13 protein-coding genes are annotated in these 14,246 nt (G+C 71.2%); 7 read left to right on the forward strand and 6 right to left on the reverse strand.

Annotation, left to right across the window (positions count from 1 at the left end):
• Nucleotides 1–162: 162 nt before the first annotated feature.
• From AB0M80_RS10190 to AB0M80_RS10200, 3 genes are read left to right on the forward strand one after another with little or no spacing between them, the layout of a single operon-like run.
• Entirely contained in the window at nucleotides 163–969 is an 807-nt protein-coding gene (locus tag AB0M80_RS10190) for an ABC transporter ATP-binding protein (RefSeq protein ID WP_364561611.1), read from the forward strand.
• Nucleotides 959–1,846, forward strand: coding sequence for an ABC transporter permease (locus AB0M80_RS10195; protein WP_364561614.1), 888 nt, complete (start codon nucleotides 959–961; stop codon nucleotides 1,844–1,846). The genes AB0M80_RS10190 and AB0M80_RS10195 overlap by 11 nt, the downstream gene beginning before the upstream one ends.
• A gap of 1 nt (nucleotide 1,847) precedes the next feature.
• Nucleotides 1,848–2,903 (forward strand): ABC transporter substrate-binding protein, encoded by a 1,056-nt coding sequence (locus AB0M80_RS10200; RefSeq protein WP_364561616.1) that lies wholly within the window; start codon nucleotides 1,848–1,850, stop codon nucleotides 2,901–2,903.
• 120 nt (nucleotides 2,904–3,023) lie between these two features.
• On the opposite strand, the gene AB0M80_RS10205 is transcribed toward AB0M80_RS10200, so the two are convergent.
• On the reverse strand, nucleotides 3,024–5,933 hold the full coding sequence (locus AB0M80_RS10205; RefSeq protein WP_364561618.1) for an AAA family ATPase: 2,910 nt from the start codon (nucleotides 5,931–5,933) through the stop codon (nucleotides 3,024–3,026).
• A gap of 448 nt (nucleotides 5,934–6,381) precedes the next feature.
• Between AB0M80_RS10205 and AB0M80_RS10210 the strand changes: the two genes are divergently transcribed.
• Nucleotides 6,382–7,485: a S1 family peptidase gene (locus tag AB0M80_RS10210; protein ID WP_364561621.1), complete on the forward strand. Its 1,104-nt coding sequence runs from the start codon at nucleotides 6,382–6,384 to the stop codon at nucleotides 7,483–7,485.
• Nucleotides 7,486–7,629: 144 nt separating this feature from the next.
• Here AB0M80_RS10210 and AB0M80_RS10215 read toward each other — a convergent pair whose 3' ends face one another.
• Together AB0M80_RS10215 and AB0M80_RS10220 are read right to left on the reverse strand one after the other, a co-directional pair.
• Nucleotides 7,630–8,034 carry an SsgA family sporulation/cell division regulator gene (locus AB0M80_RS10215; RefSeq protein WP_364561624.1) on the reverse strand — a complete coding sequence of 135 codons (405 nt, stop codon included), beginning with the start codon at nucleotides 8,032–8,034 and terminating at the stop codon, nucleotides 7,630–7,632.
• Nucleotides 8,035–8,266: 232 nt separating this feature from the next.
• Nucleotides 8,267–8,740: an Lrp/AsnC family transcriptional regulator gene (locus AB0M80_RS10220; RefSeq protein WP_364561627.1), complete on the reverse strand. Its 474-nt coding sequence runs from the start codon at nucleotides 8,738–8,740 to the stop codon at nucleotides 8,267–8,269.
• A gap of 201 nt (nucleotides 8,741–8,941) precedes the next feature.
• Here AB0M80_RS10220 and AB0M80_RS10225 point away from each other — a divergent pair, with 201 nt between their 5' ends.
• Complete coding sequence (locus AB0M80_RS10225; RefSeq protein WP_364561629.1) at nucleotides 8,942–9,931, forward strand: beta-ketoacyl-ACP synthase III; 990 nt, start codon at nucleotides 8,942–8,944, stop codon at nucleotides 9,929–9,931.
• On the opposite strand, the gene AB0M80_RS10230 is transcribed toward AB0M80_RS10225, so the two are convergent.
• On the reverse strand, nucleotides 9,919–11,418 hold the full coding sequence (locus tag AB0M80_RS10230) for an adenylate/guanylate cyclase domain-containing protein (protein ID WP_364561632.1): 1,500 nt from the start codon (nucleotides 11,416–11,418) through the stop codon (nucleotides 9,919–9,921). The genes AB0M80_RS10225 and AB0M80_RS10230 overlap by 13 nt on opposite strands.
• A 63-nt stretch (nucleotides 11,419–11,481) precedes the next feature.
• Between AB0M80_RS10230 and AB0M80_RS10235 the strand changes: the two genes are divergently transcribed.
• The gene (locus AB0M80_RS10235; protein ID WP_364561633.1) at nucleotides 11,482–12,042 is read left to right on the forward strand and encodes an FBP domain-containing protein; all 561 of its coding nucleotides are present in this window, start codon (nucleotides 11,482–11,484) and stop codon (nucleotides 12,040–12,042) included.
• Here the strand turns inward: AB0M80_RS10235 and AB0M80_RS10240 are convergent.
• On the reverse strand, nucleotides 12,039–12,851 hold the full coding sequence (locus tag AB0M80_RS10240; protein ID WP_364561635.1) for a class I SAM-dependent methyltransferase: 813 nt from the start codon (nucleotides 12,849–12,851) through the stop codon (nucleotides 12,039–12,041). The genes AB0M80_RS10235 and AB0M80_RS10240 overlap by 4 nt on opposite strands.
• Before the next feature lie 36 nt (nucleotides 12,852–12,887).
• Complete coding sequence (locus AB0M80_RS10245; RefSeq protein WP_364561637.1) at nucleotides 12,888–13,577, reverse strand: FadR/GntR family transcriptional regulator; 690 nt, start codon at nucleotides 13,575–13,577, stop codon at nucleotides 12,888–12,890.
• 56 nt (nucleotides 13,578–13,633) lie between these two features.
• Here AB0M80_RS10245 and AB0M80_RS10250 point away from each other — a divergent pair, with 56 nt between their 5' ends.
• The gene (locus AB0M80_RS10250; protein WP_364561640.1) at nucleotides 13,634–14,245 is read left to right on the forward strand and encodes a GNAT family N-acetyltransferase; all 612 of its coding nucleotides are present in this window, start codon (nucleotides 13,634–13,636) and stop codon (nucleotides 14,243–14,245) included.
• Nucleotide 14,246 lies beyond the last annotated feature (1 nt).

Genomic DNA, 14,246 nt, shown 5'->3' on the forward strand with positions numbered 1-14,246 from the left:
AGGGAACATACCCCCAGCTCACGGCCGTGCGCTAAACGAGCAAAACATTCAGAACGCGCAGCTCGCACGCAGAACGTCGACAAGCTTCACCTGGGCGCCACGCCTGCTTAACGTCCCTTCCCAACGTGACAGGCACCACGTGACGAAGGAGTCACCTCCCCCATGGTTCCCCCACTGATCGAACTCACCGGAGCCACCAAACGGTTCCCGAGCGGGTCCGGTTCCGTGCACACGGCCGTCCGCGATCTGACCATGTCCGTCCAGCCCGGCGAGTTCGTCGCGGTCGTCGGCCCGACCGGCTGCGGCAAGTCGACGACGCTCTCGCTGGTCTCCGGGCTGCAGCCGCCGTCGGCCGGCCGGGTGCGGGTGAACGGCGTGGACGTGAAGTCCATTCCGGACGGTGTCGGCTACATGTTCCAGACCGACGCCGTGATGCCGTGGCGGTCGGTGCTGGACAACGTCGCCTCCGGCCCGCGCTTCCGCGGCGCGTCCAAGGCCGAGGCCCGCGAGCAGGCCGTCGACTGGATCGCCCGCGTCGGGCTCGCCGGGTTCGAGAAGTACTACCCGCACCAGCTCTCCGGCGGCATGCGCAAGCGCGTCGCGCTGGCCCAGACGCTCGTCACCAAGCCGAAGATCCTGCTGATGGACGAGCCGTTCTCCGCGCTCGACGTCCAGACGCGGGCGCTGATGCAGGACGAGCTGCTGCGGCTGTGGTCCGGATCGGGTGCCGCGGTGATCTTCGTGACCCACGACCTCGACGAGGCCATCGCGTTGTCGGACAAGGTCGTCGTGCTGACGACCGGCCCGGCCACGGTCAAGGACGTCTTCGAGATTCCCCTGGAGCGGCCGCGGAAGGTGGAGGAACTGCGGCTCACCGAGGAGTTCCGCAAGCTCTACGCCGACATCTGGGAATCGCTGCGCAGCGAGGTCGACAAGGCCCGCGAGAAGGGAGCGACCAGTGTCGCTTGAGACGCCGGCGGCCCCGTCCGCCCCCCTCCCGGTCCTGGAGACCGAGCAGGACATCCTGGCCCGCGCGAAGCAGGCCTCCTCACGGCGCAAGCGCAACATCTGGCTGCTGCGCCTGGCGATCGTCGTCGTCTGGCTGGGCAGCTGGGAACTGACCGCGACGTACTGGATCGACCCGTTCTTCTACTCGAAGCCGTCGAAGATCTGGGAACGGCTGGTCGAGTGGTTCAGCGCCGGGACCGACTTCGGCTCGATCTGGTACCAGATCCTGGTGACTGTCGAGGAGGCCGCGATCGGCTTCGTCATCGGTGCCATCGCCGGTGTGGTCTTCGGCGTGATCCTGGGCCGCAGCTCCTACCTCGCGCAGGTGCTGGCGCCGTTCATCAAGGCCGCCAACGCCCTGCCGCGCATCGTGCTCGCCGCGCTGTTCGTGATCTGGTTCGGGCTCGGGCTGTCGTCGAAGGTCGCGACCGTCGTCGTGCTGGTGTTCTTCGCGGTGTTCTTCAACGCCTTCACCGGCGCCCGCGAGGTCGACCGGAACCTGATCGACAACGCCCGCATCCTCGGCGCCACCCGCGGCCAGGTGCTGAAGTCGATCGTGCTGCCCAGCGCGACGTCGTGGATCCTGTCGTCGCTGCACGTCGCGTTCGGCTTCGCGCTGATCGGCGCGGTGGTCGGCGAGTACACCGGCGCGAAGGCCGGGATGGGCTTCCTGATCGCCAACGCCCAGGGCACGTTCGACACCGCGGGCGTGTACGCCGGGATGCTGATCATCACCGTCGTCGCGTTGCTGGCGGAGTGGGGGATCGGCTCGCTGGAAGGCAGGCTCCTGCGGTGGCGCCCGCCGTCCGCCGCCGATGCCGCGCACGGAGTGGTCTGACATGCGTCTGAAAAGGACAGTCGGTGTGGTGGCCGCGCTCGCGGTCACCCTGGCCGGGGTCACCGCCTGCCGCGACTCGCGGGAGATCTCGCTCGGCACCACCGGGCAGCCGCACGTCAAGATCATGGTCGGCGGCCTCTCGAAGGTGATCTACCTGCCCGGGCAGCTGGCCCAGCAGATCGGTGCGTACAAGAAGCAGGGGCTGGACGTCGAGCTGTTCGACCAGCCGTCGGGTGCGAACGCCGAGACGTCGCTGCTGGCCGGCGAGGTGCAGGCGGTGGTCGGGTTCTACGACCACACGATCGACCTGCAGGCCAAGGAGCAGTGCATCGAGAGCGTCGTGCAGTTCGCGAACGTGCCGGGCGAGGCGGAGATGGTCGCCACCGGCAAAGCCGGGGAAATCCGCTCCGGCGCGGACTTCAAGGGCCGCAACCTCGGCATCACGTCGCTGGGGTCGTCGACGGACTTCCTGACGAAGGCCCTCGCCTCGCGCGGCGGCGTCGGCTCGAAGGACTACACGCCGGTGAAGGTCGGCGCCGGGCAGACGTTCATCTCGGCCATGAACCAGGGTTCGATCGACGCCGGGATGACCACCGACCCGACGATCGCGCAGCTGACGAACACCGGCCAGGCCAAGGTGCTCTACGACATGCGCACGGTCGAAGGCACGAAGGCGGCGCTGGGCGGGTTGTACCCGGCGAGTTCGCTGTACATGGGCTGCGAGATCGTGAAACGCTATCCGGACATCGTGCAGAAACTGGCCAATGCGTACGTCGAGACCCTGAAGTGGATTTCGACGCACACACCGGAACAGGTCGCCGACATCATGCCGCCGTCGTTCGCCGGCGGCGACAAGGCGCTGTACGCGAAGTCGTTGAGGGACAGCCTGCCGATGTTCACCAAGGACGGCCGGATGGACCCGGCGGGCGCGCAGAACGTGCTGAAGGTGCTGGGCGAGTCGTCGAGCAACGTCAAGCCGAAGAAGGACAAGATCGACCTTTCGCAGACGTACACGACGAAGTTCGTGGACGCCGCACACGCGGCGGCGCAGCAGTAAGAAGCCCCGCTCACCTGACCGGGCGGTTGGTGAGCGACATGGACCCGTGAAGGCCTCTTCCCCCGCGGAGGCCTTCACGGGTCTTTTCGTCCAGCAGGGCGTACTCGCCCGGCGCGTGGGTCAACCTGCCTGGGCGGTCGTCACTTCGCCGGGGAGCTTGCGGGCCACGTCCGTGCGCGAGCGCGCGCCCAGCTTCCGCAGCACCTTCGCTACGTGCTGTTCCACTGTCCGTGGTGAGAGGAACAGCCCGTCCGCGATCTCCCGGTTCGTCCGTCCCTCCGCGAGCATCCGCGCCACTTCGCGCTCCCGCGGCGACAGCTCACTCCCGTACCCACGCCGTCCGCGTTGCGAAGGCGCCCAAGCGCCGTGCTCGCGCAGCTGGTGGCGGCAGCGTCCGGCATCGCGGGTCGCCCCGAGCTGTTCGTAGGCTTCGGCCGCCGCGGTCAGCTCGTCGACGGCTTCGCGGTTGCCCGCGGCGAGGCGGCACATCGAAGCGCGCTCCCGCATGGCCGTCGCGGGGTAGGGCATCGGGAGCGCCGCGTAGCCGGACGCGGCTTCGTCGAACAGCGCCGCCGCGGCCAGGTGCTTGGCGCGCGCTTCGAGCAGCACCGCGCGGCCGGCCACCAGCGCGGCCGCGGCCACCGGTGCGTCCCGGCCCTCGATGCCGCGCGCGAACGCCTCGACCACGTTGTCGGCTTCCGGCCAGCGCTCGGCTCTCGCGTACGCCTGCGCCGCGGCCGGGACCAGCGCGGCTGCCCAGATCCAGACGCCTTTGCGCCCCGCCGCGGCCACGGCGGTGTCGGCCGCCGCGCACGCGCCGTCGACGTCGTCGGTCGCGAGCAGCACGGAGATCAGGACCCCGGCGGCCGACAGCACCACCGGGATGGGGCCGCGGTCGGGCGCGTGCACGCTCGCCGCGGTCAGGTGCCGTTGCGCGGCGGCGAACTCCCCGCGCACGGCCGCGAGCCCGCCGAGCACCAGCGAGGACTCCATGACGATCGGGCCGAGCTCCGGGTAGCTGTCCCGCAGCTGCTCGGCGGCCTCGGCCAGGCCGGTCCAGCGCCCGCGCACCCAGTCCAGCCGGACGCGGGTGCCCTGGATCAGGCCGATCGCGTACAGCGCGCCGGCGTCGGTCGCCCGCCGCACGCCCTCGGTCACCAGCCGCTCGGCGCGGTCGAGGTGCCCGGCCCAGGACTGCCCGTCGGCCAGGTTGCACCACAACCGGGCCAGCTGGACGCGCTCGGCGACCGTGCCGACGGTGTCCGACAGGGCTTCGAACTCCGCCCACGCCGAGCCGTCGCCGACGTGCGACGCGGCGGCGATGCGGTCGGCGGTCAGCGCCAGCCGCAGCTCCGGGTCGTCGAGCCGCTCGTACACCTCGCCCGCGCGGGCGCGCCAGGATTCGTGCCACGCCAGCGGGGTCAGCCCGTCGATCGGCTGGGCGAGCAGGGTGATTCCGCGGGCGGCGAGGTCCGGCCGGTCGATCAGCTCGCCGACCGCGCGCTCGACCTCGAGGCGGCCGCGGCCGAGCCCGCCGATGGTCCGGACCAGCAGCATGCCGAGGCTCAGCCGGATCGACCCGCGGACCGACGGCGGCAGGGTCACCTCTTCGAGGACGCGCTCCAGCGTGCCGAGCACGTCGGGGCGGAAGCCCCGCAGCGCGACCTGGCTCAGTTTGCCCGCCACGCGCCCGATGTCGGCCTGTGAGGGACCGGGTTCGGCGAGCACCGACTGCAGGAGGTCGATCGCCCGGGACGTCTCGCCGCGCGTGATCGCTTCGTCCGCGGCCGCTTCCGCGTAGTGCCGCCACTGGTCGACGCGGCCGGCCGCGCGGGAGTGCCGGGCCAGCAGGGTGAGCGGCGGGGACGGCTGCGCGGCGAGCACGCGGATCGCCTGCGCGTGCAGCAATGCGCGTTCGGGTCCGCTCACGGTGTCGTAGACCGCCTTGCGCGCCAGCGGGTGCCGAAAGCCGTACTGGCCGTCGCCGACTTCGCCGAGCACCCCGCCGGAGAGGGCGGCGAGCAGCGCGGTGCGGAGGGCGTCGCCGGTGAGCCCGGCCAGTTCGCCGAGCACGGCGGCTTCGGCGCCGACGCCGAGCACCGCGGCCGCGCCGGCCAACCGCACAGCCGGCCCCGGCAGCGCGGAAAGCCGTTCGGTGACGGCGTCGCGCAGCAGCACCGGGACTTCGAGGTTCTCCAGCAAGCGGTCGGAGAGGACTTCGCCGACCGGGAGCCGTTCGGCCGCTTCCTTCAGCGCCCGCAGCGTTTCCTCGGCCACGAAGGGGATCCCGGCGGTGCATTCGTGCAGCTTCCCTGCGAATTCGTCGGTGACCCGGGGCAGTTCGAGGATGTCGGCGGCCAGCCGGCGCACGGCCGCGACGTCGAGCGCGCCGAGCGCGACGCGGGCGGAGTGGACGGCCGGGTCGGTGCGAAACGGAGCTCCGAGAGGCCCGGGACGGACGTCGGTCGCCGACCGGTAGGTGGCGACCACCGCCAGCTCCGGCGGCATCGCGCCGGCGAGGAACCGCATGAGGTCCCGGGTGTCTTCGTCGGCCCACTGCAGGTCGTCGATCAGCACGAGCGTGGGGCCGCAGGCGGCCAGCAGTTCCCGCACCGCGCGGAACACGCGGTGGCGCTCGGCGACCGGGTCCGGGAGGGGGTCGGGCCGCGGAGGAAGCGCTTCCGCGAGTTCCGGCAGCAACGGCTGCAGGACGCCGGCGACGGGGCTGAGCGGCCCGAGGGGCGCGTCGCCCACGGCGCGAAGCGCTTCCAGGATGGGCCCGTAGGGAAAGGGTTCCCGTAGTGGCTGGCAGGCCCCGGTGAGGACGCGGCCGCCGTCGAACTCCTTGCGCCGTCCGATCTCCGCGAGCAGCCGGGTGCGGCCCATGCCCGGCTCGCCTTCGATCAGGACCGCGGCCGGGCGCCTTCGGAGCACGTCGACGATGGCGTCGAGCTCGGCGTCGCGGCCGGTCAGCCGGGCGGGTCCGGACCGGACGGAGACCGAGGTGGGGCGGGGGGTGGTCAGCCACATACGACCCTCCTCGACGCACCGAAGACTGTGTGCGCGGGAGCCTAAGCAGCGCTGATCCCGTCCGTAAACCTTTCACCGAATAGGTGGCCGGTGCTGTCGTCACACGTCCGCCTACCCACCGTCACCGGTTTGCCGCGGGAACCGTGGGAACGGATCACAGCGCGTGCGGAATCCCGGTCGATCGCTCGTTCGAACGTCGCTTAACGCGTTCGTGTGGCGTTGGTGGCTACTGAAAGTAGTTCACAGATACCCTACTTACGGACCTGTCCGACCGGGTGACGCGGGGCGGATGAGTCCAGCTGGAGCAGGGGATTCGTCCGAGGAGAATGCGTATACCCATTCGCCGGTCGCCCGGATTGCACCGTAACGCCCACTGCGGGGACGCTCACCCGGGGGAGTACCACTGCGTGGCCGATGTGGAGCCGCGCGTAACCACCTAGGGAGAAGCATGAAGATCGCGAGACTTCTCGGTGCCGCTGCCGCCGCGGTGATGGCGACGGGCGCGCTGGCCGCGACCGCCGTCCCCGCGTCGGGCCAGGACCTGCTGAACCCGGACATGGTGCCCGCCATGGAGCGGGACCTCGGCCTGACCCACGACCAGGCGCTCGCGCGGCTCAAGAGCGAGGACGTCGCGAACAAGGTCACCGAGGCGCTCACCTCGGCGCTCGGCGACGCCTTCGGCGGTGCCACCTACAACGCCGCCACGGGCAAGGCGCACGTCACCACGACGAACGCCACGCTGGTCGGCAAGATCCGCGAAGCCGGCGCGGAAGCGGAAGTCGTGAAGTTCAGCGCCCGTCAGCTCGGCTCCACAGTGGACACCCTGAACGCCGCGGACAAGGCGGCACCGGCCGCGATCACCGGCTGGGGCGTCGACGACACCGCCAACCGCGTCACTTTGGACGTGCTGCAGGGCCAGCGGGCCGCCGCGGACGCGTTCCTCGCGAAGTCCGGTGTGGACAAGGCCGCGGTGACCATCCGCGAAACGGCGGTCAAGCCGTCCCTGTACGCCAACATCCGCGGTGGTGACGCCTACTACATCGGCGGCTCGTCGCGCTGCTCGGTCGGGTTCTCGACGACCACCGGCTTCCTCACCGCCGGCCACTGCGGCGCGCTCACCGGCGGCGGCTCGCTGACCGGGTCGAACGGCGCGGCGCTCGGCAGCTGGATCACCTACCGGTTCCCGGGTTCCGACTACGCGGCGGTCCGGACCAACAGCAGCTGGACCCCGGTGGCCCAGATGAACAACGGCACCGCGGTGCGCGGCTCGTCGAACGCGGCGACCGGCTCGTCGGTCTGCAAGGCCGGCTCGACCACCGGCTGGACCTGCGGCACCATCGGCGCCAAGAACCAGAGCGTCCGCTACTCCGAGGGCACGGTCAACGGCATGACCGCGACCAACGTCCGCTCGGCGGCCGGTGACTCCGGCGGCGGCTTCATCGCCGGCAACTACGCGCAGGGCATCCTGTCCGGCGGCAACACGTCCGTGACGTACTTCTACCCGATCGCCGGCGCCCTGTCCGGCACCGGCACCACCCTCAAGACCAGCTGATCCCCGCAGGCGGAAGGGCGGGTTCCGGGCGCCTGGAATAAAAACCGGGCGCCTCGCGCCACCGTTGAGGGTGGTGGCGGGGGCATCGGTGGAGCGTTCGGAACCCGCCCTTCGTCCTCGCCGCGGGAATGGGAGGGTTGGGGGTCAGACGTTGCTGATCTCCTCGATCAGCCCGTCGACGTCAAAGTGCGCACTCTCCTCGCCGAGCGGCACCAGTTCGCAGGACGCGTCGAGGAACGTCCGGACGTCTTCGACTTCGAGCTCGAACGACGCATAGCCGTCCGGTGACTCGATTTCGAGGGTGAGGAAGTCTTCGTCATCGGACAGGTCCGGGCGGACCCGGACGTCACCGATACCGGCCGGCTCGTCGAGACCGGCCACGAGGAGCTCACGCGCGAAGGTCCACTCGATCCACCGGCCGCGCTCGGTCCGGAAGGCCACGGTCACCGCGAACGGCTCGTCGGCGTGGTAGGACAGGCGCGACAGGACGGGCGTGGTGCTCTCGTTCAGCAGCACGAACTGGCTCTGGTGTACGGCGTCGGTGTGCACGGCCCCTCCTGGAGTCTCGCGGTGGTTCGCGCGGCGCGAACTGTTCGGCAAGGAGATGACCAGGGCCGACGGTCATGACGAAGAAACTCTCACGTTCACTTGATCGGTTGCATCCGTCCATTGTGGTGTAACACCGCGCACGTACCCCTTGCGCTCAGGCGGCCACGGGTGGTGACGGTTCGCGCAGCGCGCGCGGCAGCGATGTCCTTCCCCAGGCGGACAGCGCTCCGGTTTACGGGTCGAGCGGCAGGGCGAGCCCCACCTTGACCCGGTCCATCGCCACGCTCGTCGTGAAGTGCCGGACGTTCGGGTTCTCGAAGAACAGCCGCCGGGTCAGCGCTTCGAAGCCCGCCATGTCCGGGCACGTCACGATCAGCACGAAATCCGCGGTGCCGGTGACGTAGTAGCACTGCTGCACGGTGTCGTCGGCGAGGACCTGGCGGCGGAACGCGTCGAGGACCGCGAGGTTCTCCCGCTCCATCTCGACCGTCACCACGAACGTCATGCTCAGCCCGAGGGCCTCCGGCGACAGCACCGCCACCTCGCGCTCGATGACGCCCGCCTCGCGCAGCCGCTTGATCCGCCGTTGCACCGCCGCGGCCGAGAGCCCGACCTTGGCGCCGATCGTCTCGGCGATCGTGCGGGCGTCCGCCTGGAGGCAGGCGAGGATGGCGATGTCCAGCTGGTCGAGGTCGGGTGTCGGCACCTCAGCAGGCTAACCGGCACCCCCGACAATCCGCCTGGTTTCACCCCTCAGTGACGTCGCTCACTACTCCGCCCGGCGCGAAGATGAAACAACTTTTTAAGTGATCTCGAACACAACTGACCGGTCTACCAGGGGGTAGCCCATAGAAGTGGAAGACCAGCCGGTCACTTCGCCAACCCGCCGGCGTGGGGAGGCTATCCCGTGCCCGCACCTGCCGCCGTGTTGACCGGCCTCGGTTCGTGGTTGCCGGCGAAAGTGCTGGACAACCACGAGATCGCCACCCGGCTCGACACCTCGGACGAGTGGATCAGGACCCGCACCGGGATCCGCGAGCGCCGCGTCGCGGGGCCCGACGAGTCTACTGTGGACCTCGCGGTCGGGGCGGGCCGCGAAGCGCTCGGGGGCACGTCCGCCGACGCAGTCGTCCTCGCCACCTCCACGCCCGACCAGCCCTGCCCGGCCAGCGCGCCGCAGGTCGCCGCCCGGCTGGGGCTCGGCACGGCCGCGGCGTTCGACGTCAACGCCGTGTGCAGCGGCTTCGTCTACGCGCTGGCCACGGCCGCGGGGTTCATCGCGGGCGGGCTGGCCGAGCGCGTGCTCGTGATCGGCGCCGACACCTTCACCACGCTCATCGACCCCGCCGACCGCACCACCGTGCCGATCTTCGGCGACGGCGCCGGCGCGGTGCTCCTGCGCGCGGGCGACGCCGACGAGCCCGGCGCGTTCGGGCCGTTCGACCTGCACAGCGAGGGCGAGCACGCCGACCTGCTGTGGGTCGAGGCCGGCGGCGCGCGCCGCCGGCTCTCCGACCAGCCGAGCGACCGCTTCCTCGCCATGCAGGGCACCGCGGTGTTCCGCCACGCCTGCGCGCGGATGGCGGAGTCGTCGCGCACGGTCTTGGAACGCGCGGGCTGGATGGTCGGCGACGTCGACCGCTTCGTCGGGCACCAGGCGAACATCCGGATCCTCCAGGCGACGGCGAAGCAGCTCGGGATGCCGGCCGACGCCGTGGTCGCCAACATCGACCGGGTCGGCAACACCAGTGCCGCCTCCATCCCGCTGGCCCTGGCGGACGCCCGCGCCGACGGCACCCTCGTGCCCGGTCACCGCGTCCTGCTCAGCGCGTTCGGCGCGGGCCTGACCTGGGGTTCGACGGTGCTGCGCTGGCCGGAACTGGGTCAGCCGGCCTGAGGTTCCGTGCCGGTCGTCCAGGTCGGCGTCGCCTCCTGGCGGCCGCGCAGCTCCAGCTCACCGTGCTTCTCCCAGTGCGCGCCTTCGCTGGGCAGCGCCGCGGAGACGACGGCGTCGCTGGCGAGGACCCGCGCCGGGACAGCTTTGGCGAGTTCGGTGAGCCGCGCGGCCTCGTTGACCGCGTCGCCGATCACGGTGTACTCGAGCCGGCTGCTGGTGCCGAGCTGCCCGGCGAACACCGGGCCGCTCGAGACGCCGATGCCGAGGTCGAGCTCGTCGGCCTCGCGCACCGCGTCCCGGATCGCCCGGGCCGCGGCCAGCGCGGCTGTCGGGGCGTCCGCGAGCCGCGTCGGCGCGCCGAAGATGCACAACGCGGCGTCCCCCTGGAACTTGTTGACCAGGCCGCCGCGGGCGTTGACCGCGGAGACGACGACGGCGAACAGCCGGTTCAGCTTCCCCACGAGTTCCTCGGGCGGGGTGCGGTAGGCCAGCGCGGTCGAGTCGACGACGTCGACGAACAACGCCGTGACCTCGCGGACGTCCCCCGAGAGCGACGCGCCGTACTCCAGGGCGTGCCGGGCGACGTCGGCGCCGACGTGCCTGCCGAACAGGTCCCGCATCCGCGCTTGCTCGCGCAGGCCGGCGGCGAGCTGGTTCACCGACGTCTGGAGCAGGCCGATCTCGCTGGAGTCGTCGACGTCGACCGCGACACCGGTGTTGCCGCGCGCGATCTCGTCGAGCGCCACGCGCAGCCGGTGCAGCGGCGCCGCGACCGCCCTGGCCAGCAGCGCCGTGCCGATCGCGCCGACGGCGAGGCCGATCACCGACAGCATGATCAGGCTCGCGGTGTGGTCGCCCGAGCCCAGCTCCGGCGGTGTGGCGACGAGCAGGACGCCCACGAACGGGACGCCGCTGGCCAGCGCCCAGGTGACGATCAGCCGGGTCAGCACGGTGACCGGCAGCGAGCCGCGCGGTGGCAGCACCTCCAGGGCGATCGTCATCACCGGCCGCGCCACCCATTCGGCGGCGAGGTAGGTGAGCCCGACGGTGGTGAGGCCGCCGAGCCCGATCACCGTGGCCATGCCGACGGCGTCGCCGGGGGAGCCGAGCGCCCCGGCGAGCACGGTGAGGACCACGGTGCCGATCAGCCAGAGCGTGCCGCTGACCACCGCCATGTCGACCGGCAGCCGCAGCGCGAGCCGGGCTTCGCTCACCGACGGCGGGCGGCCGAGCACGAACCAGACCACGGTGCGGCGCTGCAGCCACGCCGTCCACAGCGTCCCGGCGAGCAGGGCCGCGGCGACGATGCCGGCCGCGGTCAGGCCGAGCACCCAGCCGCGGTCGCCGACGTCGTTGGGCAGGCCCTGCAGCACCAGTAGCAGCGCAACCACACCGGACCCGGCGACACTGGAGCCGATACCCAGCCCGGCGAAGCCCAGGCTGGTGCGCAACACCACCCGGAAATTCCCCACGGCGATCCTGCGCACGGCGTCGATCGTACGGCGGAAAATGCGTGGCCACCGCCCGTGTGCGTGATTACCGTGCGGATCATGGACCCATCTACCGCCTTTTCCGGGGGGTCCGGGTGGCGGAGCCCCCGGCCCGGGCGAAGCCCGGTTCGATACAGCCAGGAGGAGATCCGGGCCTCGTTCGTCAACTGCACCCGCGGCGAGGCCAAGGGTGTGACGCTGCCCGCCCGGCCCGAAGAGATCCCGTGGGACAAGCGGGAGTTCCTCGGCTGGCGCGACCCGAAGGCGCCCGCGCGCGCCTACCTCGTGCTGCCCTACGGCGGTGAAGTCGTCGGGCTCGCCCTGCGGGCCGCCGCGCCCCCGAAATCGCGGCTGCGCAGCAACATCTGCGGCTTCTGCACCACGGCTCACGGCCTCGCCGACATCACGCTGTTCTCGGGCAAGCGCGCCGGCAAGTCCGGCCGCGACGGCAACACGCTGGGCATGTACGCCTGCGGCAACCTGGCCTGCTGCCAGTACGTCCGCGGCGAGCTCAAGTCCGATGTGCCGCAGCCGTTCGAGACGCTCACGCTGGAGGAGCGCATTGCGCGGCTCGAGGAGAAGCTGCACAAGTTCGTGGCGCGGGTGCTGGAGTCCCGCTAGAAGCGGTACCGCACGATGTGCGCCGTCCGGGCCAGGGCCGGGAAGACCTTCAGCATGCGCAGCTGGAACCGGGTGATCGGCCCCATCCTGGCCAGCACCGCCGGCGACGCCCAGTGTGCCGCGTCCAATGAGGACTCCAGGGTGAGGCCGCAGCGCTCGAGCTCGCGTGGGTCGTCGATGCCCCAGTACAGCGTCGCGCCTGCTTTGCGCACTGGCGCGTTGAGCTTCTGGATCTTGATGGCGGTCCGGTTGAAGACGTCGCAGATCAGCTTGCCCGACGGGAACTTCGCGACCAGCCGGCGGACCAGTTCGGTGCCGCTCTCGGGGGTCAGGTACATCGTGAGGCCTTCGGCGACGACCAGCGCCGGCCGGTCCGGCGGCACCTGGTCGAGCCACCCGAAGTCGGTCACCGACGTGCCGATGTGCGTCTGGTTCGGCGCCTTGTCGTACAGCTTTTCGCGCAGCTCGACGACCTCGGGGTAGTCGACGTCGTACCAGTGGACGGTCGGCGGCGGGGCCAGGCGCTGGAACCGCGTGTCCATGCCGCAGCCCAGGTGCAGCACGATCGCGTCCGGGTGGTCGCGCAGGTACTCGGCCGTCCAGTCGTCGATCGGCTTCGCTCGCAGGACGACCGACACCGCCCGGTCGCGGGAGATGCCGACCTTGGTGAAGTCGAAGTCGATGCGGCGGACGGCGTCGTCCGCCGCCTTGTCGCCGAGGATCGGGTGGGCGCTGCGGTAGTCGAGCGCGCGGCCGTACAGCGTGGCCAGGTTGGTGGCTTTTTCTGCGGTGAAGCGAACCTTCTCCATCACGACCCCCAGAAATTTCACAATGTTGTGAAAAGTCTAGCGCTCTTCGGGGTGTGCGGCGTAGTCGTGCGCGTAGGTTTTCGCGTCCACCAGGTGCTTGAGGGTCAGTTCGCGGGCGGCGGCCGGGTCGGACCGGCGGATGGCGTCGAGGATGGCGCGGTGGTCGTCGACGGCCTTGCGGATCTGCCCTGGCAGCCGCAGCGCGGCCCGCCGCTCCTCGCCGACCAGGGCGAGCACCGCCCGCAGCAGCCCGGCGACGTCGTCGTTGCCGGCGTTCTGCGCGATCACCCGGTGGAATTCGGCGTCGGCGGCGATGACGTGCAGCATGTCCCCGTCCTCGGCGGCCTGCGCCATCTCGGCGACGTTGTCTTCGAGCCGGCTCACGGTTCGCGCGGTGGCGTGCCGGGCCAGCCGTTCGGCGAGGGTCGGTTCGACGGTCGCGCGCAGGTCGAACAGCTTCTCGACGAGCTGGTCGTGCTCGGTGAACCAGGTGCGCAGCGGCTGTTCCTGCTGTTCGCGGACGTAGGTGCCGGAGCCGGCGCGGATCTGGACGTACCCGATGGAGGCCAGGACGCGCAGGGCCTGCCGCAGCGAGCCCCGGCTGATCCCGAGTTCCTCACACAGGACGCGCTCGGCGGGCAGCCGTGAGCCCGGCGGCAGGTCACCGGAGTCGATCCGCGCCCGCAACCGGTCGACGGTCGCGCTCCAGACCTGCTCGGTGTCCACCGCCTCATCCTCTCAGTTCACGGAATTGTCGGGGGTGGCTGCCATGATCACCGACCATGGAGATCTTGGGGGCGTGGGTGCACGGCTGGGCGGTGTCACGGGCGACGCCGGAGCCCCTTCCGGAGCCCGACGGCTACCGCGTCGACGTCGGACTGCCCGGCCACCGCGTGCGTTACCTGCTGCGGTCGCCGGCCACGGTGGCCTCCCGGGCCCGGACGGTGGCTTCGCCGGGCACCTGGCTGAAGACGTGCGGCCCGCGTCCCGCTGTGTTGGCGGGCCTGACCCCGGCGTGGACGGCGGAGGAGACGGAGTACCTGATGGCCTTCGAGGGTGCGCCACCCGAAGTGGCGGTCCCGGCGCCGTACTCGGTCACGGTGACCGGCGACGGACCGGTGTGGGAGGTGCTGGTGACCTCCGGCGACGTCCCGGCGGCCCGGGGCCGGGTGGCGGTGGCTTCGGGCGTCGCGGTGTTCGACAAGATCGAAACGGAGCCGGAGCACCGGCGACGGGGCCTCGGCCGGGTGGTGATGCACCGGCTGGGCGTCGCGGCCGGGGCGGATTCGAGCGTGCTGCTGGCTTCCGAAGCCGGGCGCGGCCTGTACTCCTCGCTCGGCTGGCGGGTCGAGTCCGAGGTCGTCCCGGCCCACGTACCGGAAGGAACGGCATGAC

This window comes from Amycolatopsis sp. NPDC051045, from assembly GCF_040682955.1.
Classification (GTDB): domain Bacteria; phylum Actinomycetota; class Actinomycetes; order Mycobacteriales; family Pseudonocardiaceae; genus Amycolatopsis.

Excerpts from the sequence above, each read along its gene's own strand:
- AB0M80_RS10200 (WP_364561616.1), top strand. The coding sequence starts at position 1,848 with ATGCGTCTGAAAAGGACAGTCGGTGTGGTGGCCGCGCTCGCGGTCACC.
- AB0M80_RS10210 (WP_364561621.1), top strand. The coding sequence starts at position 6,382 with ATGAAGATCGCGAGACTTCTCGGTGCCGCTGCCGCCGCGGTGATGGCG.
- AB0M80_RS10250 (WP_364561640.1), top strand. The coding sequence starts at position 13,634 with ATGGAGATCTTGGGGGCGTGGGTGCACGGCTGGGCGGTGTCACGGGCG.
- AB0M80_RS10240 (WP_364561635.1), bottom strand. The coding sequence starts at position 12,851 with ATGGAGAAGGTTCGCTTCACCGCAGAAAAAGCCACCAACCTGGCCACG.
- AB0M80_RS10235 (WP_364561633.1), top strand. The coding sequence starts at position 11,482 with ATGGACCCATCTACCGCCTTTTCCGGGGGGTCCGGGTGGCGGAGCCCC.
- AB0M80_RS10205 (WP_364561618.1), bottom strand. The coding sequence starts at position 5,933 with ATGTGGCTGACCACCCCCCGCCCCACCTCGGTCTCCGTCCGGTCCGGA.
- AB0M80_RS10190 (WP_364561611.1), top strand. The coding sequence starts at position 163 with ATGGTTCCCCCACTGATCGAACTCACCGGAGCCACCAAACGGTTCCCG.